The sequence below is a fragment of the Cupriavidus sp. GW821-FHT07C08 genome (genome assembly GCF_059419025.1).
Window position 1 is genome coordinate 251,471 of the sequence record NZ_JBWKQZ010000007.1, and the last position, 17,591, is coordinate 269,061.

A 17,591-nucleotide genomic window follows, 5' to 3' on the forward strand; every position below is an offset into this window, starting at 1 on the left:
GAATTCCCTCTCTCTCCAACGCCGTGGACGGTCTCTGCGCCAGTGCCAGCCTCAGGGTCTGCAACATTTTGCGCTCCAGGGGTCCTTCGAAGAGTTGCGGCTGATGGGCATGCGCCTGGTTAAGCTCAAATTGGCACTGCGCAGGTCATGGCTGAGCCCTTCGCGCGTGGAGCCACATGTAGATGCCTGCCAGCGTGGCCAGGACATTGGCAACTGTGTAGCCTAGAATGGCCCCCTTCGCGCCAAATCGGGGAATAGCAGTCAGATCGACAGCAACTGTTGCCAGAAGCGCAAGGCCCCATTTGATGGCGATCCATCGGGGCTTGCGCAGGTAAATTGCCAGGATAGTAAAGCCAACATCGGCAAACACCAATGGCGAGGCAAGGGTGGCCAGGCGCAATAGCGAGCTTGCCTCCGCAAACGCGGCGCCATACAACAGATGCACGATCCATGGCGCCAGGAGGATAAGGGGCACGGTGCCGGCAGCCCCCACGATGGTGATGAAGGCCGCCAGCTTCAGTACATTGCGAATGCCAGCGGACGCATCCCGTGCATAGACATAGAGCGGAGCGATGCCACCTGCGAGAATGGTGGCCAACGTGGTGTAGTTGTCCACGATCTGCATTGCGGCCGCATAGGCAGCGAACTCTTCAGAAGGTACGTGCGGCCTGAGTATCAGCTGATCAGCCCTGCGTGCCGCCATCATCAGCATAAAGCTGATCCAGAAAAGAGATCCATCGCGGAACAGCTGACGCGTCAGTTGGCCATCGTAATCGACAGCCTGCTGTGGCATGTATTTGCGATAGAAGGTGCCGAGTAAGACGGCGGCCATCAGGGCCTCAAGAACGAAAGCGGCGGCGTAGGTGCCAACGGCATGAATTCCCAACACGGCAAGCGTGGCAACAGAGCCGGCTTTCAAAGCCAGGGAAGCAAGATTGATCAGCACACTTGGCCGGGTTCGCGTATGGGCCTGCGTCCACGCGATCACGACGCCAGAGGGTTCGCGCAGTAGGATTGTGATACCCAAGATCAACGCCGGCTGCCAACTGGCATCCCCTTGCCGGGATACCCATAGAAAGCCGCAGACCAGCAGGTAGGCGCAGCAAGCGGCCAGAAGGCGCAGGCGGAATACGTGCTTGAGGAGCCGATGTTGTGCGGCTAGATCGCCAAGGGCCACAAGCCGCGGAACCACGACTTCGCTACCGCAAATCAGCGCGACGGAGGCCCCGATCAGTACTAGGGACTGGGCGTATTGAAACGCCGCAAAGCCGTCGGTGCCGAGGGTACGGGCGAGTATCGCGACGATGCCGATGCCCACCAGAACTTGCGAGCAGCGATCGAGCAACATCCAGCCGACGTTGCCAGCTATGCGTCGCCGCATGACCTTGTGCAGCGTGCGTGTTCGGAGGCTTCGAAGTGCATCTCGCGATAGAGCGATAACCAGCGATCGGCGGCAGCGGCAATACCGAAGTGCGTGACGATTCGTTGGCGGCGCATGTCGCGTTGGCCATCTGTTCCGGCCTCCGCGGCAAACGCTTGCGTCATGGCAAGCGCCAGTGCGTCGATATCGTCAATGGGCACTATGGTGCCAAGGTCACCCATTAGTTCCTTGACGCCGGGCGCCGAAGTGGCTACGACAGGGCGCCCGCAAGCCAGCGCTTCGCCAATCGCTAGCGGCATGCCCTCGACGCGCGAAGAGAGTACGAAAAGGTCAGCTGCATTTAACAGGGCGGGAATATCGTGCCTTGTCCCCAGCAGTGAGACGGCATCGTGCAGTCCGTATTTTGATATCCGCTCCTGCAACGCTGCACGCTGCGGCCCATCGCCTGCAACGAAAAGGCGAGTAGTTTGTGAACGGTTCATCCGTTGGAACGCATCGATCAGCCTATCTTGCGCTTTCTCTACGGCCAGACGTCCTATGGTCAGGATCAAACGTGCGCGGGAATCAATGCCAAGCTGCGCGCGTGTGCGCTCGCGTAGTGCCACGTCTGGCTTGAATTTCTCCGTATCGATCCCGTTGTACATCACGCGAACGCGGTCAGGCCTGACGGCTCCTGCCCGGATCATCTCTGCGTGACTGGCCTGGCTGACCTGCGTCGTCAGCGTACACCAGCGATCGGTAAGCCGATAACAGAGCATGCGCAGCCGGCCGCCCTCTGAAAAGCTGTGTGCCGCGCAGATCAGCGGAGGCAGCCGGCAAATGCGCGACAGTGACCGCGCAAACAGATTCGCATGGAACATATGCGAATTCACGATGTCCGGGCGCCATTCCAGTGCGAAGCGTCGTGCTTTCAAGAGCGCACAAACCATCGACAGAGGTGTCTTGCGCAAATCGAGCATCAGCCGCTCTACCGCGTCGGGCATGGGGACTTCGCAATCCGGAGTCAGGCTGATCAGCGCGACGCTGTGGCCTCGTGCGATGAATTCTTTCGCGAGGGCAGCAACCTGCTGTTCAGCACCGCCCATGCGTAGGCCGGTCGCCACCAGCAGGATACGCAAAGACTCCGGCTGAGCGGATGGCTCGGACGGGTTCAACGCGCGCCGTATCCGGTAAGTAAGGTTCGCAGTGTCTTGACTGCAATCAGCAGATCCAAGGCAAATGAACAGTGTTTCACGTAGTACAGGTCGTAACTTAGCTTTGTGACCGTCTCTTCGTGGGTGCCGACATACCCCTGCTGTACCTGCGCCCAGCCCGAGAGGCCGGGGCGAACCAGATGGCGATAGGGATAGTAGGGAATGCTCTGCGAGAACTGCTCGACCATGGGCACTTGTTCCGGCCGCGGCCCGATCAGGCTCATGTCACCGGTCAATACATTCCAGAGCTGCGGAATTTCGTCGAGGCGATACTTGCGGATGATCCGGCCAACGCGGGTGACACGAGGATCTTGCTTCGACGCGAACTGCGCAGGAGCATCTTCCTCTGTGGTCATGCTGCGGAACTTCAACATGACAAAGGGGCGGCCGAACAGACCGACACGCACTTGACGGAATACCGCCGGGCCCTTTGACTCAAGGCGGACGGCAAGTGCCACTAGCGCGCCTACCGGAACTGCAAGCGGTGCCATTGCCACCACGGAAACAATGTCTATGAGTCGCTTCAGGAAGCCGTAAAAATAGTGCTTGGCGTAGTCGTCCAGGAAATTCTCATCGATGTGCGCGAGTCCCACCCGCCCAGTCAGCATCTCGCCGATTCGTTCGACGGAATACATGCGGACATGTGTTAACTTCAGCTGCGACAGCGTGCGAGTGCGTTCCGGATCGGCCATGGCGTGCCGATCGACCATCAATGCGTCACACCCGGTGGCTTCCTCCAGGGACCGGATATGCTCGAACCGGTGCGGGCTCGGCGGGGCTGCACCGGGCATGTTCACGATCTGTTCGAGTTGCGCGAGCGTCGTGGGATCGGAGTATCCAAACACGGGTACATAGTTCCTGACAAACAAGCGGTACCCAAACCACGTCCACACCAGCGTGCCAAAATAGGTGAGCAACAACGCTACGCGCGAATACTCCAGTCGCATAACGGCGAAACACAGCAGCAGGGCTACAAAAGCCAATGTCACCGACAGCCCGACAAGGCTGTTGCCCTCCACAGGCGGCAAATGCAGCGACCTGAGCATGAGCACGAACGCACCGACGTACGCAGCCGCGGACCAGCCCAGCGTGCGCGTGAACAGCCCAGTGACAATTCCAGTTTGGCGTAGTACTTCAACTGCAAACATGCCGAGGCCGAGAAATATCAAGCCTAACAGTGCCCAGGCCACCATCCGGCTGGCGCGCCGGATGATCTCGGATCCTCGCGCGCGAACGGCTGGTGCCGAGCGGGAAATACTATTGGTTTTCGTCATTGGTGAATCTAGCCACACGTCAACCCTCTACGCGAGTTTGTCACTGTACAGATTTACAAAATTTTGCAACTGCAACCGGTTTTTCCCCGGCCACCGGCTAGTTAAGCAAAGGTATGATGGTTAGTCCGGGTGGATGAGTGTGCACAATCTTGCGCTTCCCTGCGCACCTGGGCCCAAGTCCACCGAGGGCGGGAATTCTGCAATCGGGGCGCATGATTATAACTGCCTCCCTATCCGGCGGTTCGAGGTGTGCACATTAGTGCATTGTGTGCGCCTTGACGTTGCAATCCAGTGTCCTTCGTCAATCTCGACGGTTACTGCGGTTGCACAATCCGGCACAATGCTGCTTTGCACACATTGGCGGTATCGACGCTGTCCTGTCGTAAACACGCATTCAACCATCGTAACGCTCATGCAAATTGACTCATCGATTTTCAAGGCCTATGACATTCGCGGCATTGTTGGCAAGACGCTGACGCGTGAAGCTGCGCGCTTCATCGGTCTCTCCTTCGGCTCCGCCGCGGTTGACCTGGGCGAAAAAACCATCGCCGTAGGCCGCGACGGCCGTCTCTCCGGCCCCGACCTTATCTCCGGCCTGGTAGAAGGCCTGCGCGCCGCCGGCCTGGACGTGATCGACATCGGCCTGGTCGCCACCCCGATGGTCTACTTCGCCACCAACATCGAGATCGACGGCGTCCGCCCGACCTCCGGCATCATGGTCACCGGCAGCCACAACCCGCCGGACTACAACGGTTTCAAGATGGTGCTGGCCGGCAAGGCGATCTATGGCGAGCAGATCCAGGCGCTGCGCCAGCGGATTGAAGCCGGCCAGTTCAGCAGCGGTGCCGGCACCTACAAGCAAGTCGATGTGCGCCAAAAGTACCTCGACCGCATCATCAGCGACGTCAAGCTGGCCCGTCCGATGAAGGTTGCCCTGGATGCCGGCAACGGCGTGGCCGGCGCGTTCGTGGGTGACCTGTTCCGTGGCCTGGGCTGTGAGGTGACTGAGCTGTTCTGCGACGTGGACGGCAACTTCCCGAACCACCACCCTGATCCCGCCCATATCGAGAATCTGCAGGATCTGATGAAGGCCCTGCGCGAGACTGACTGCGAGCTCGGCCTGGCCTTCGACGGCGATGGCGACCGCCTTGGCGTGGTGACCAAGGACGGTCAGGTGATTTTCCCGGACAGGCAACTGATGCTGTTCGCTGAAGAGATCCTGTCGCGCAACCCGGGTGCCCAGGTTATTTACGACGTGAAGTGCACTGGGAAGCTGGCCCCCTGGATCCGCGAACATGGCGGCGAGCCGCTGATGTGGAAGACCGGCCATTCTCTGGTCAAGGCCAAGCTGAAGGAAACGGGCGCGCCGATCGCTGGCGAGATGAGCGGCCACGTGTTCTTCAAGGACCGCTGGTATGGCTTTGACGATGGCCTGTACACGGGCGCGCGCCTGTTGGAGATCCTGTCGCGCCACGCGGATCCGAGCGCGGTGCTGAATGCGCTGCCGAATGCCAACAACACGCCGGAACTGCAACTCAAGTGTGCCGAGGGTGAGCCGTTCACGCTGCTGGACCGGATCAAGGCGAACGCGAAGTTCGAAGGCGCGCGCGAGGTCATCACCATCGACGGCGTGCGCGTGGAATATGCCGATGGCTTCGGCCTGGCGCGCCCGTCCAACACCACCCCGGTGGTGGTGATGCGTTTCGAGGCGGACAACGACGCCGCACTGGCGCGTATCCAGGCGGAGTTCAAGCGCGTGATCCTGGCAGAGAAGCCGGATGCTCAGCTCCCGTTCTGAGCGCGCGACGGTGCCGGCGGCATCGTCGGACGCGGCCGGTGTGGTGCAGTCCACGCCGGCCGCGGTGCCTTTCACGCTGCCGGAACGGCCGCGCATCCTGCTGGTCAAGGTGTCGTCGCTCGGTGACGTGGTGCACAACATGCCGCTGGTGCATGATCTGCGCGCGCGCTGGCCGGGTGCCGAGATCGACTGGGTGGTGGAAGAGGGCTATGTCGAGCTTGTCCGGCTGTTGCCGGAGGTGCGCCGGGTAATTCCGTTTGCGCTGCGGCGCTGGCGCAAGCGCATCCTGCAGGGCGGCACTTGGCGCGAGGTGGGCGAGGTGCGTGACGCGTTGCGCCAGGAGCGCTATGACGCGGTGATCGAGAGCCAGGGTTTGCTCAAGACCGCGGTGGTTGCGCGCGTGGCCGCGCGGGCGCCCGGCGCGCCGATTATTGGGCTGGGAAATGCCACGCAGGGCTCTGGCTATGAGCCGGCGGCGCGGCTGCTATACACCGATCCGGTGCGCGTGCCGCGCCAGACGCATTCGGTGCGGCGCTCGCGCTTGCTGGGCGCTGCGCTGACCGGGCTTGCGCCGGCGGAGCCGCCGCAGTTTTTCGGGCCTGCCGCGCAATCGCTGCATGTTGACGATCCGCTGTGGGGCGACTTGCCTGCACGCTATGCCGTGTGCTTCCATGCGACTGCTGGCGCGCGCAAGAAATGGGCGGTGCAGAACTGGCATGCGGTGGGCAGGCGGCTGGCTGATGAGGGTCTAGTGATGTTGCTGCCGTGGGGCAATGACAAGGAACGCCAGGCTGCCGAAGAGATTGCTGCAGGTGTGCCGCAGGCGAGGGTGTTGCCGCGATTCTCAGTGATGCAGGGTTTCGGGCTGATCAACCGGGCCGAGGTGGTGATCGGGGTCGATACGGGCCTGGTCCATATCGCCGCGGCGTTGTGCCGGCCGACGGTGGAGATCTATACGGCCACGTGGCGCTGGAAGACTGAGGGCTACTGGTCCGGGCGCATCGCCAATGTCGGTGACGACGGCGTGGTGCCGTCGGTCGATGAGGTCTACGACGCGGCTTGCCGCGTGCGCGGAGTGGCTGCCTGATGCTGCGTTTGCTCTATAGCATGTTGTGGGTGGTGGTGCTGCCGCTGGCGTTGCTGCGCCTGGCCTGGCGTGCGCGCAAGGAGCCGGGCTATGTGCAGCACGTCGGCGAACGCCTGGGTGTTTACGGCAGCCTGCCACGGAAAGGTCCGTGGCTTTGGGTCCACGCCGTGTCTGTGGGCGAGACCCGCGCGGCGCAGCCGCTGATCGACGCGCTGCTCGGCGCCTATCCGCACCACCGCCTGCTGCTGACGCACATGACGCCGACCGGCCGCCAGACCGGTGCACAGCTGTTCGGCAAGGAGCCGCGCATCCTGCAATGCTACCTGCCGTATGACCTGCCGTGGCTGGTGGGGTGTTTCATGCGGTATTTCCGGCCGCAGGCGGGCATGCTGATGGAGACGGAGGTGTGGCCCAACCTGGTGCGCGGCGCGCGCAAGGCCGGAGTGCCGCTGTTCCTGGTCAATGCGCGCCTGTCGCCGCGCAGCTTCCGGCGCACGGCGCGGTTTGGGCGCGCGGCGGCGGTCATGTACGGGGATTTTGCGGGCGTGCTGGCGCAGACCGTGGGTGATGCCGAGCGCTTTCAGGCATTGGGCGTGCCGGCGGTGCAGATCACCGGCAACCTGAAGTTCGATATGCAGCCGGCGCCGGCAGGCGTTGCGCTGGGCGAGCAGTTGCGCAAGGTCTTTGGCACGCGTGCGGTGCTGGCAGCCGCCAGCACGCGCGAGGGAGAGGAGCCGATGTTGCTCGATGCCTTCTCCCGTTGGCAATCACTGGCGGGCAATGTCCCGCGTCCCGCTCTGCTGCTGATCCCCCGTCACCCGCAGCGCTTCGATGAAGTCGCCGCGATGGCGGCGCGTGCGGGGTTCTCGGTCGAGCGCCGGAGTGCACTGGATCTTGACGGCATCCAGTCGCCGCTGACTGCCGATATCGTCCTGGGCGATTCGATGGGCGAGATGGCGATGTACTTTGCTGCGTCGGATCTCGCCTTCATCGGTGGCAGCCTGTTGCCGCTCGGGGGGCAGAACCTGATCGAGGCCTGCGCGGTCGGCACGCCGGTGCTGGTTGGCCCGCATACCTTCAACTTTGCGCAGGCGACGGAAGACGCGATTGCCGCGGGCGCTTGCCTGCGCGTCGACAATGCCAATGCGCTGATGCGCACCGCGGCAAGCGTGCTGGCCGATCCAGCGCGGCTGGCGGAAATGCGCGCGCATGCGCAGACCTTTGCGGGCCTGCATCGCGGCGCCACCGTGCGCACCCTCGCTGCGCTGGCCCCGGCGCTGGAGGGCTGATCCGGTGCTTACCCTGGTGCCTTGACCAGGGCCTCCCACTGCAGGGCAAGCCGCTCCAGCGTGAAATGGCTTGCCTTGTGGCGGCCACCGGCGCCAAGGCGGCTCGCCAGTTCCGGTTGGCGGATCACCGTCAGCAGCGCCTTGGCGAGCGCATCGGCATCATCCGCGGGAACCACCAGCGCATCCTGTCCTGGAACGAGCAGTTCGCGGGGGCCGGTCTCGCAATCGGTCGATACGATTGGCAGGCCAAAGGCCATCGCTTCGATCAGCACCAGCCCGAATCCCTCATAGCGCGAACTCAGGCAGAAGACCGATGCATGCCCGTAGGCCTGCGCCGGATCCTGGCAGATACCCGGCAGGCTGGCCCGGTCTTGCAGTTGCAGCTGGCCGATCAGTGCAGTGAGGGCAGGGCGCTCTTCGCCTTCGCCGTGGATGACCAGTTGCCATTCCGGTTCCGCTTCCGCCACCTTCTGCCAGGCGCGCAGCAAGATATCAAAGCCTTTCGCCGGGACCAGACGGCCCATGGCCAGCACGGTCTTCTGCATGCGTGGCGCGGGTTCGGCCGGCATCGGAAACGGCAGCGGATTCGGCAGGCCGACGACCTCGCTGCGCGGCCGCAGTGCCTCAAGCCAGCGGCGGCGGTCCCGCTCTGTCAGCACGACTACCTGCCGGCAGAACTGCGCGGCCAGTCGCCGTGCCACCTTGCGCGCCGGCTTGCCGAGATCCTCGTCGAAATGGCAATGCTCCCACGCGATATGGTGCAGGCCCAGGCCGAGGGTGGCAGGCAGCACGAACAGTTCGAGCATGGTGTCGACCTGTACCAGCACATCGATGCGATGCGCGGTGCAGTGCCTGCGGATGCCGGCGACCGTGGCGAAATAGGCGCGTTTGAAAGAGGGCCGTTGCGCGTACAGCGCTTCATGGCGCACGCGTGGATGCAACGGAAACTGGCTGGCAGCGTCCCAGAGGCTAAGGATAGTGACATGATGGCCAAGATCGGCCAGCGCATTGGCGATCGTTGCGGTCATCCGTTCCGCGCCGGCCATCGCATTCAATGTCCCGGTCAGGAAGCAGATGTGCCGTCGTGAGTCCTGGCTCAACTGGCCGCCTGCGCGGGCAAAGCGTCCTTGCGCGCAACCACGTAAGCAAAGCACACAGCCATGATCAGGCTGTAGAAGGCATTGACCAGGGTCGTGGCGAACATGACCTCGGTCAGGCCGAACACCATGAAGCCGCAGCACAGGGCCAGGCCCATGGCGCTGGCGACTTGCGTGCCCCGGTCTGCATTGCCAAGGTGGCGCAGGAAGAAGGCGGCCGGTACCAGATACAGAGCAAGGATTGCCAATAGGCCCGGGATGCCGAGCGTGGCCGTAGCATGCAGGAGTTCATTGTGTGAATGCGGCATGGTGGCAGCGAGCGGGGAGATCACATGCTGCGCCCCAAGCGTTTCCAGGGTCTGCTCGAAGTTCTCCGGCCCCACGCCGGTCCAGGGGTGAGCCTGCACCATCTGGAGCGATACTCGCCACAGCTGTAGCCGTATCCCGATCGACGTGTCCGGTGTTACATGGTGATCAAATTGAGACAGTTCGGATACAACCTCTGTCGTGCGCTGCTGCACCCAGGCGCTGCCGAACCAGGTGAGGGCCATGAGACCAGCCAGTCCGGCGAGGGCAGCCGCCTTGTGTAAGCGAGTCAATCTGCGTGATGCTGCCAACGCAATGATCGCCAGCACGGGGATGGCGATCCAGCCGCCACGCGTGCCGCTCATGTATGAGGCGTACAGGCCAGCAAGGCCGGCCAGCAGCTTCGTGCCCGATTGCAAATAGTCTCTGGGACGATCCCATCCAATTGAAATCAGGGCGAGTATTCCCATCAGCATGGAAAGATTGCTAAGGGGAATGATATTGGAGAACCCTACGTGAGCTGGGCGGCCGGCAGCTGCCGCCTCGTGAATCCAAACGGCAGAAAGGAGTGCGCAAGCCACGAAACCCCACTGCACACTCCGCATCCCACCCCTGCCAAGCCGTACCATCCCAAAAACCAACGGGATGAACAAAGCAAAGCGCAGGTAAAGGTAGGAAACATGCGGCTCCTCCGCCCCCGCCAGCAGTTGCTGCAGCAGCACCGCAAGCGGCAGCGCCGCCATGGCCAGCATGAACAGCCAGTATCGGCGCAGCAGCGAGCCACATTCCACCAAGCCCGCACGTCCGCCGGCAACGAGGGTGCAGGCGCTCCAGCCGAGCAGGAGTCCATAGCAGATGTTGCTGAGCGTCGGCTTGACAAACATCAGCGCGGGGAACGCCGCCAGGACAGCGCAGGCGGCCAGGTAGAAGGCTTTTTCGATCCCGTGAGATTGGGATCTCTGCAATCTCATCATCAAGAGCATGGAGGAGGATTCCGATGGAAGGGTTTGTGCACCCGGTAGGGGTGTGCCGTTCCATCCTTCATTGTTATCACCGCCTTTTGAGCGGCGGAGCCCTTCGGTCACATTGCTGCGCCAGGCGGGGCGATTATATCGGATGGCCGTGGTGGTATATCTGGATCCCCGCATCCTAGCCGCTTGGCGTTGTGGGGGCGTTACAGGATGTATATGCCTTATTCGCTACTTTATTGAGGTGCGCAGGTCGCTTGCTAAACTAATGGTCCGCAGGCAGGTGCACCGTTCGGCATTCGCGATGGCATACCTGCCGACTGCACAAGCCATGCGGCCGTTCTTGCGCGGCTAATCACAGGAGTTCTTCATGCACAGCCGTACCTGCCTGCTTCCCTTTGCTCTGCCTGCCCGTGGCGCGGCCGCTTTGCTGGTGGCAGCCATGCTCGGGGCCTGCACGACCGCGACAGCACCGGACCTCCCCTCCGCCGGCACCAACCTCAACCAGACCCAACCCTCCGGCCCCAGCCGCTGGGAACTGGTGCGCTGGCAGCAGCCCGACGGCGCGCTGCGCGATATCCCGCACGGCGACAACGGCCAGCCCATCATATTTGAGTTCAATGAGGGCATCGATGCCGCGCAGGGCACGGTCAGCGGCACCAGTGGCTGCAACCGCTTTACCGGCAGCTATGGCAAGACCGATACCGGCATCCGCTTCGACCGCATTGCCGGCACGCGCATGGCTTGCCCGCCGCCGCGCATGGAACTGGAATCGGCTCTGCTCAAGGCGATGCAGACGCCGTTTGCCACGGTCGGCACGCAGCCGTCGGCGGGCAGCACGGGCCGGCAGATCATCTGGAAGACCGCCGGCGGCGACCTGCTGCAGTTTGTCGAGCGCGAAGGCTTGGGCAAGCGTGGAGCGAGTGTGGAGGCTGGCGGCGTGGAAAAGGTGGTCTACATCGATTCGCAGCGCGTGGAGTGCTCGGGCGTGGGCAAGATGACGTGCTACCGCTGGCGCGAATCGCCGGAGGCGCCCTGGCAGCTCTGGTATGGCCCGATCGAGGGGCTGGACTTTGAGCCGGGCGTGGCCTACAAGCTGCGCGTGCGTGAGTACCAGGTGCCGAACCCGCCGGCGGATGCGTCGTCGATCCGCTGGCAGCTGCTGAAGGTGGAGTCGCGTACGCGGGCGAAGTAGGGGGCGACGCCGTTCATGCAAATGGGCCGCAGTTGCGGCCCATTTGCGTTGCGGCGTTCTCCGAAGGATCAGGTGCGCGGTGCTCCCGCGGGCGTGGCTTCGCGCCGCGTGCCGCGGCGCTCGACCGAGGCGCGCGGGGTTGCCGGGGCCCTGGCGCCGGCCTGGGCGGGCGCGGGCAGCTTATACAGCGCGCCCGGCGACGAGGTCAGCAGGGTGTTGATCTGCACCACGTCGGCTTCCTGCAGCACGCCAGTGGAGGCCTTCAGCCTCAAGCCGTTCATGATGGTGTCGTAGCGCGCCTTGGCCAGGTCGCGCCGGGTGGAGAACAGTTGCGCTTCGGCGTTCAGCACGTCGATATTGATGCGCACGCCCACTTCATAGCCGAGCTGGTTGGATTCCACCGCGCTGGTGGCCGAGCGTTCGGCGGCTTCCAGGGCCTTGACCTGGGCCAGGCCGTTGGACACGCCGGAGTAGGTCTGGCGGGCCGTCTGCGCGGCGGTGCGGCGCGCGAATTCCAGGTCGCTGGCGGCCTTGTCGGCCAGGGCCAGGGTCTCGCGCACGCGCGACTGGATCTGGCCGCCGGCGAAGATCGGCATGGTCAGCTGCACGCCGATCTGCGAGGCGTTGTAATGGGTGGAGATCGCCTGCGTGGCGCTGCCGGTCTGGTTGGTGAAGCCGTATGAGGCCACCAGGTCGACCGAGGGCAGGTGGCCGGCCTTGGCCTTGTTGGTCTCGCGCTGTGCGGTTTCCAGGTTGTAGCTGGCCAGGTTCACCTGCAGGTTGCTGGTCTCTGCCTGCGCGGCCCAGGCGTTGACGTCGGGCGGCTGCGGGCCGGGGATGGGTGCCTCGGGGCGCAGGCCCAGCACTTCGTCGACCGGCTTGCCAGTGATCTGCTGCAGCGTGGCGCGCTTGATCTCCAGGTCGCTCTGCGAGGCGATCTCGGTCGAGGTGGCCAGGTCGTAGCGGGCCTGGGCGTCGTTGGTGTCGGTGATGGTGGCGGTGCCGACTTCAAAATTGCGCTTGGCTTGCTCCAGCTGCTCGGAGATGGCCTTCTTCTGCGCGCGTGCCAGGTAGAGGTTGTCCTGTGCCGCCAGCACGTCGAAATAGGCCTGCGCGCTGCGCGTGATCAGGTCGAGCTCGGCCTGTTGGAAGCTGACTTCGCCGGCCAGCGAGGCCAGTTCGCCCTGCTTGTAGGTTTCCCAGCGGTCCCAGCGGAACAGCGGCTGGCTCAGTTGCAGCTGCCAGTTGTTGTTGTTGAAGAAACGCGTGCCGGAGGCGCTGGGCGAGCCGCCGATCGGCAAGGAGGCGGTCTGGTCGAGCTTGGTGCGGTTGACGCCCGCGGTGCCGACCACCTGCGGCAGCAGCCCGGCGCGGCCCTGGGGCAGCCGCTCGCGCGTGGCCAGCAGCTGCGAGCGCGCGCTGGCAAACTGCGCGTCATTGGCTTGCGCATCGCGATAGACCTGCAGCAGGTCGGCCGCGCTTGCCGGTGCCGCGGGCAGCATGGCCAGCAGCGGGGCAAGCAGGGAAACCGCGATCGCCAGGCGTGTCCGGATCACTCCGGGCAGGGCGTTGGGCGCAAACGTCATGAAAGCTCCAGGTTGCCGGGCACGGGCCGCGGCTACAGTCGTTTCTTCTTGGTGTTGCTGTGCTGGACTGCCGCTTCAGTACTTCGGCATGGCCGGGTCGACATCGCTGGCCCAGGCGTCGACGCCGCCGGTCAGGTTGTAGACCCTGGCGTAGCCCTGGCGCTCCAGATAGGCCGCCACCTGCATGCTGCGTGCGCCGTGGTGGCAGATGCAGACGATGTCGGCGTCTTCGTCCAGTTCGGCCGCGCGCGCGGGGATGTCCCGCATCGGGATGTGGGTGATGCCGGGCATGGCGCAGGTCTGCACCTCCCAGCCTTCACGCACGTCGAGCAGGACCGGTTTGGCGCGGCTGGCATCGGCCAGCCACTGGGCCAGTTCGGCCGCTTTGATGACCTGCATGGTGGTTCCGTCCTCAGAACTGGAATTGCGACGGCCGGGCCGCGCCCTGCAGGGGCTTGACCGCGGTTTCGAACAGGTTGACGACCTGGTATTCGGTCTCGGACACGCGCGTGACCAGGCGCGCTTCCATCACCGGCAGCTCGCCGATGAAGGCGGCGATGCGGCCGCCCACCTTGACCTGCGACAGGATCGACTGCGGAATCGCCGGCAGCGAGCCCGAGATGCAGATCACGTCGTAGGGCGCGGCGGCGCTCCAGCCGTCGGCGGCGTTGCCTTCGGCCACGTCGACGTTGGTGACGCCGGCGTTGGCCAGGTTGGTGCGGGCCAGCTCGACCAGCCCGGGCACGATGTCCACGGTCAGCACGTGGCGCGCGCGGTTGGCCAGCAGGGCGGCCATGTAGCCGGAGCCGGCGCCGATTTCCAGCACGTTCTCATGCTTGCGCACGGCCAGGTCCTGCAGGATGCGGGCTTCCACGCGCGGGGCCAGCATGTTCTGCCCGGCGGGCAGCGGAATCTCCATGTCGACGAACGCCAGCGAGGCGTACGCGGCCGGGACGAACTGCTCCCGCTTGACCACCGCCAGCAGGTCCAGGATTTCCTGGTCCAGCACGTCCCACGGGCGGATTTGCTGTTCGATCATGTTGAATCGGGCTTTTTCGAGATCCATCTTGCCATTCCTTACCAATGCCAACCGCTGTCGGTCTGTGCGCCGGCCGCGCGGTGCCACGGCCGGACAGTCTTATCAAACCCTTTATTTTAACCTTGCAGACGCCGCCGGGCTCATTCCGCGCTGGCCTCCGCCGGAGCCGGCCGGTCCGGCGCCGCTTGCCGGCCGGGTACGGGCTGGGCGTGCGCGGCTGGCTCGCTGGCCGCCTTGCCTTGCCACAGCCGGCGCAGCCAGGCCCCAAAATCATCAAGATACGTATAGATCACCGGCACCACCACCAGCGTCAGGATCGACGAGGTAATGATCCCGCCGATCACGGTCTGGCCCATCGGCGCGCGCTGCTCGGCGCCTTCGCCCAGGCTGAAGGCGAGCGGCACCATGCCGAAGATCATCGCCAGCGTGGTCATCAGGATGGGGCGCAGCCGCACGCGCGCGGCCTCCACCAGCGCTGCCTCGCGCGACAGCGGCTGGCGGCCGTCGGCGCCGTCCACATGGCCCTGGCGCGCCTGGTTGGCGAAGTCCACCAGCAGGATCGCGTTCTTGGTCACCAGCCCCATCAGCATGATGAAGCCAATGATCGAGAACATGTTCAGCGTCGAGCGGAACAGCAGCAGCGCCGCGAACACGCCGACCAGCGTCAGCGGCAGCGAGGTCATGATGGCGATCGGCTGGAAGAAGCTGGCGAACTGCGAGGCCAGGATCATGTAGATGAAGATCACCGCCAGCGCCAGCGCCGACACGGCGTAGCCGAAGGACTCGTTCATCGACTTGGTCGAGCCGCCAAAGCGGTACTTGTAGCCGGCCGGCCAGCTCATGCCGTCCAGCGCGGCCTTGACGTCGCGCGCGACTTCACCGGCTGAGCGCCCGGCCACGTTGGCGGTCAGCTCGACCTCGCGGTTCAGGTCGCGCCGGCTGATCTGGTTGGCGCCGGTGGTCGGCACCAGCTCGGCGATCTGGCGCAGCGGCACCATCCTGGGCGAGCCGTCGGCGTTGGTCTGGCTGCTGGCGATCATCAGCGCGCTCAGGTCGGCCATGCCGGTGCGCGCATCCTTGGGCAGGCGCACGCGCACGTCGTAGTTCTCGTCATCGGGCGCGCGCCATGAGCTGATGGCGTCGCCGGCCAGCAGCGGGCGCAGGGCGTTGCCGATCTGCGCCACGCCCACGCCCAGGTCCGAGGCCAGCTCGCGCCGGATGCGCACCTCGATGGTGGGGCGGTCGTCCTTCATGCTCGAGTCCAGGTCGGCCAGGCCGCGGATCGCTTTCATGCGCGTGCCGGCTTCCTTGGACAGGCGCCGCAGTTCGTCCAGGTCATCGCCCTGGATCGATACCTGGATCGCCTTCTGGCCGCCGGCGCCGTCGGGCATGCCCACCATCGTCAGCGTGATGCCGGCTATGCCCGCCAGGCGCTGCCGGATAAGCGGGTTGAGCTGCGCTGTGGACAGCTGGCGCGAGCGCCGCTCGGTCAGGCGCACCGACACCAGCGCATTGTTGCGGCCCGAGGCATTGCCCGAGTTGATGGTGGCGTAGGTGTAGGCCACTTCGGGGAAGGATTTCAGCGCGGCTTCCACCTGCCGCACCTTGGCTTCGGTGACTTCGATCGAGGTGCCCACCGGCGTGGTGAAGCCCACCTGGGTCTCGCCCAGGTCGGCATTGGGCACGAATTCCGTGCCGATCAGCGGCACCAGCGCAAAGCTGCCGAAGAAGGTCACCGCGGCGATGATGGCGGTGGCGAGCCGGTGCTTCAGCGCCCAGCCCAGCATGCCGGCATAGCCGTTGCCAAGCTTGTCCATCTTTGCCGAGAACCAGTCCAGCAAGCGCCCCACCGTGCGCCCGTACCAGCTCTTCTTGTTGCCGGTGCCGTGCAGGTCCGGATCGTGCCAGACCGACGACAGCATCGGGTCCAGCGTGAACGAGACGAACATCGAGATCAGCACCGCCGCGACCACGGTGATGCCGAACTGGTGGAAGAAGCGCCCGATGATGCCGCCCATGAAGCCCACCGGCAGGAACACCGCCACGATCGAGAAGGTGGTGGCCAGCACCGCCAGCCCGATCTCGTTGGTGCCGTCCAGCGCCGCGGTGCGGTGGTCCTTGCCCATCAGGTTGTGGCGCACGATGTTTTCGCGCACCACGATGGCATCGTCGATCAGCAGGCCCACGCACAGCGACAGCGCCATCAGCGTGATCACGTTGAGCGTGAAGCCGCACATATACATCACGCCGAAGGTGCCGATCAGCGCGATCGGCAACGTCAGCCCGGTGATCACGGTGCTGCGCCACGAACCCAGAAACAGGAACACGATCGCCACCGTCAGGAAGGCGCCTTCCAGCAGCGTCGATCGCACCTCCTTGACGCTGCTGCGGATGCCGCGCGCGGTGTCGTTGACCACGTTCAGCTGCACGCCGGCCGGCACCAGCTTGCGTGTTTCTTCGGTCATGCGCACCAGGCCGTCGACGGTGTCGACGGTGTTCTGGCCCTGTGCCTTCACCACCGACAGGAACAGCGCGCGCTTGCCGTCCAGCAGCGCCAGGCTTTCCTGCTCTTCCTGGCCGTCGCGCACATCGGCGATCTCGCCCAGCGTGACCGGCTGGCCGGCGCGGCGCGCCACGATGAGCTGGCGGAACGCCTCCGGCGTGGGCACGCGGCCCTTGATCTGCACCACCGTTTCCGTGGCCGAGGAACGCAGCTCGCCCGCGGGCAGTTCCTGGTTCTCGTTGCGGATGGCGTTCATCACCTGGTCCACGCCGATCCCCAGCGCCTCGAGCTGCGCGGGCCGGATGCGGATCTCGACCTCGCGCTTGGTGCCGCCGACGATATTGATGGCGCCCACGCCGCGCACCGTCTCCAGCCGCTTGCGCACGATCTGGTCGGCGATGGTGGTCAGCTCGCGCTGGCTGCGGGTGGTGCCCGGTGCGTTGGAGACCGAAAGATAGAAGATCGGTGCGTCGGACGGGTCATAGCGCAGCACGCGCGGCTCTTTCACCTCGTCGCGAAACTGCGGGCGGATCAGTGCGATCTTGTCGCGCACGTCCTGCGCGGCCTGACCGACGTCGACGCTCAGGTCGAACTTGATGACGACGACCGAAGTGCCCTGGTAGGAGTGCGAGAAGATCTCGTCGATGCCGGAGATGGTGTTGACGATCTCCTCGACCTTGCGCGTGACGTCGGACTCCACCGACTCCGGCGCGGCGCCCGGGTATTCGGTCTGCACCACCACCACCGGGAAGGTGATGTCGGGGAACTGGTCGACCGGCAGCCGCTGGTAAGAAAACAGCCCCACCACGATGAAGGCCATCATCATCATGGTGGCCAGCACCGGGTTGCGGATCGACAGGCGGGTGAACCACATG

Annotated in this window: 13 protein-coding genes; 4 read left to right on the forward strand and 9 right to left on the reverse strand. The window is 64.5% G+C overall.

Going from position 1 to position 17,591, the window contains the following annotated elements; genetic code table 11:
- Positions 1 to 145 precede the first annotated feature (145 nt).
- Genes AC07UK_RS12220 through AC07UK_RS12230 form a run of 3 tightly spaced genes read right to left on the reverse strand, consistent with a single transcriptional unit; the run spans position 146 to position 3,848 of the window.
- Positions 146 to 1,381: a lipopolysaccharide biosynthesis protein gene (locus AC07UK_RS12220; RefSeq protein WP_436222420.1), complete on the reverse strand. Its 1,236-nt coding sequence runs from the start codon at positions 1,379 to 1,381 to the stop codon at positions 146 to 148.
- A complete protein-coding gene (locus AC07UK_RS12225) occupies positions 1,366 to 2,499 on the reverse strand; it encodes a glycosyltransferase (RefSeq protein ID WP_494686727.1) in 1,134 nt (377 codons plus the stop codon). The genes AC07UK_RS12220 and AC07UK_RS12225 overlap by 16 nt, the downstream gene beginning before the upstream one ends.
- A gap of 32 nt (positions 2,500 to 2,531) precedes the next feature.
- The gene (locus AC07UK_RS12230; RefSeq protein WP_494686726.1) at positions 2,532 to 3,848 is read right to left on the reverse strand and encodes a sugar transferase; all 1,317 of its coding nucleotides are present in this window, start codon (positions 3,846 to 3,848) and stop codon (positions 2,532 to 2,534) included.
- A gap of 412 nt (positions 3,849 to 4,260) precedes the next feature.
- On the opposite strand from AC07UK_RS12230, the gene AC07UK_RS12235 reads away from it, so the two are divergent.
- From AC07UK_RS12235 to waaA, 3 genes are read left to right on the forward strand one after another with little or no spacing between them, the layout of a single operon-like run.
- Positions 4,261 to 5,646 (forward strand): phosphomannomutase/phosphoglucomutase, encoded by a 1,386-nt coding sequence (locus AC07UK_RS12235; protein ID WP_436222417.1) that lies wholly within the window; start codon positions 4,261 to 4,263, stop codon positions 5,644 to 5,646.
- Positions 5,627 to 6,733 (forward strand): lipopolysaccharide heptosyltransferase I, encoded by a 1,107-nt coding sequence (gene waaC, locus AC07UK_RS12240; RefSeq protein ID WP_436222416.1) that lies wholly within the window; start codon positions 5,627 to 5,629, stop codon positions 6,731 to 6,733. Before AC07UK_RS12235 ends, waaC begins: the two co-directional genes overlap by 20 nt.
- Entirely contained in the window at positions 6,733 to 8,022 is a 1,290-nt protein-coding gene (gene waaA, locus AC07UK_RS12245) for a lipid IV(A) 3-deoxy-D-manno-octulosonic acid transferase (protein WP_436222415.1), read from the forward strand. The genes waaC and waaA overlap by 1 nt, the downstream gene beginning before the upstream one ends.
- 8 nt (positions 8,023 to 8,030) lie before the next feature.
- Here the strand turns inward: waaA and AC07UK_RS12250 are convergent, their stop codons facing one another.
- Together AC07UK_RS12250 and AC07UK_RS12255 are read right to left on the reverse strand one after the other, a co-directional pair.
- On the reverse strand, positions 8,031 to 9,122 hold the full coding sequence (locus tag AC07UK_RS12250) for a glycosyltransferase family 4 protein (protein ID WP_436222414.1): 1,092 nt from the start codon (positions 9,120 to 9,122) through the stop codon (positions 8,031 to 8,033).
- Positions 9,119 to 10,408, reverse strand: a complete 1,290-nt coding sequence (locus AC07UK_RS12255; RefSeq protein WP_436222413.1) for an O-antigen ligase family protein — start codon at positions 10,406 to 10,408, stop codon at positions 9,119 to 9,121. The genes AC07UK_RS12250 and AC07UK_RS12255 overlap by 4 nt, the downstream gene beginning before the upstream one ends.
- A 355-nt stretch (positions 10,409 to 10,763) precedes the next feature.
- On the opposite strand from AC07UK_RS12255, the gene AC07UK_RS12260 reads away from it, so the two are divergent.
- A complete protein-coding gene (locus tag AC07UK_RS12260) occupies positions 10,764 to 11,588 on the forward strand; it encodes an META and DUF4377 domain-containing protein (RefSeq protein ID WP_436222412.1) in 825 nt (274 codons plus the stop codon).
- Positions 11,589 to 11,656: 68 nt separating this feature from the next.
- Here the strand turns inward: AC07UK_RS12260 and AC07UK_RS12265 are convergent, their stop codons facing one another.
- The 4 genes from AC07UK_RS12265 to AC07UK_RS12280 all read right to left on the reverse strand — a co-directional run bounded on the left by AC07UK_RS12265 (position 11,657) and on the right by AC07UK_RS12280 (position 17,590).
- Entirely contained in the window at positions 11,657 to 13,174 is a 1,518-nt protein-coding gene (locus AC07UK_RS12265) for a TolC family outer membrane protein (RefSeq protein WP_436222411.1), read from the reverse strand.
- Positions 13,175 to 13,249: 75 nt separating this feature from the next.
- Positions 13,250 to 13,573, reverse strand: a complete 324-nt coding sequence (locus AC07UK_RS12270) for a rhodanese-like domain-containing protein (RefSeq protein ID WP_013957704.1) — start codon at positions 13,571 to 13,573, stop codon at positions 13,250 to 13,252.
- A gap of 13 nt (positions 13,574 to 13,586) precedes the next feature.
- A complete protein-coding gene (locus tag AC07UK_RS12275) occupies positions 13,587 to 14,240 on the reverse strand; it encodes a protein-L-isoaspartate O-methyltransferase family protein (RefSeq protein ID WP_018311229.1) in 654 nt (217 codons plus the stop codon).
- Positions 14,241 to 14,353: 113 nt separating this feature from the next.
- Complete coding sequence (locus AC07UK_RS12280) at positions 14,354 to 17,590, reverse strand: efflux RND transporter permease subunit (protein ID WP_494686725.1); 3,237 nt, start codon at positions 17,588 to 17,590, stop codon at positions 14,354 to 14,356.
- Position 17,591 lies beyond the last annotated feature (1 nt).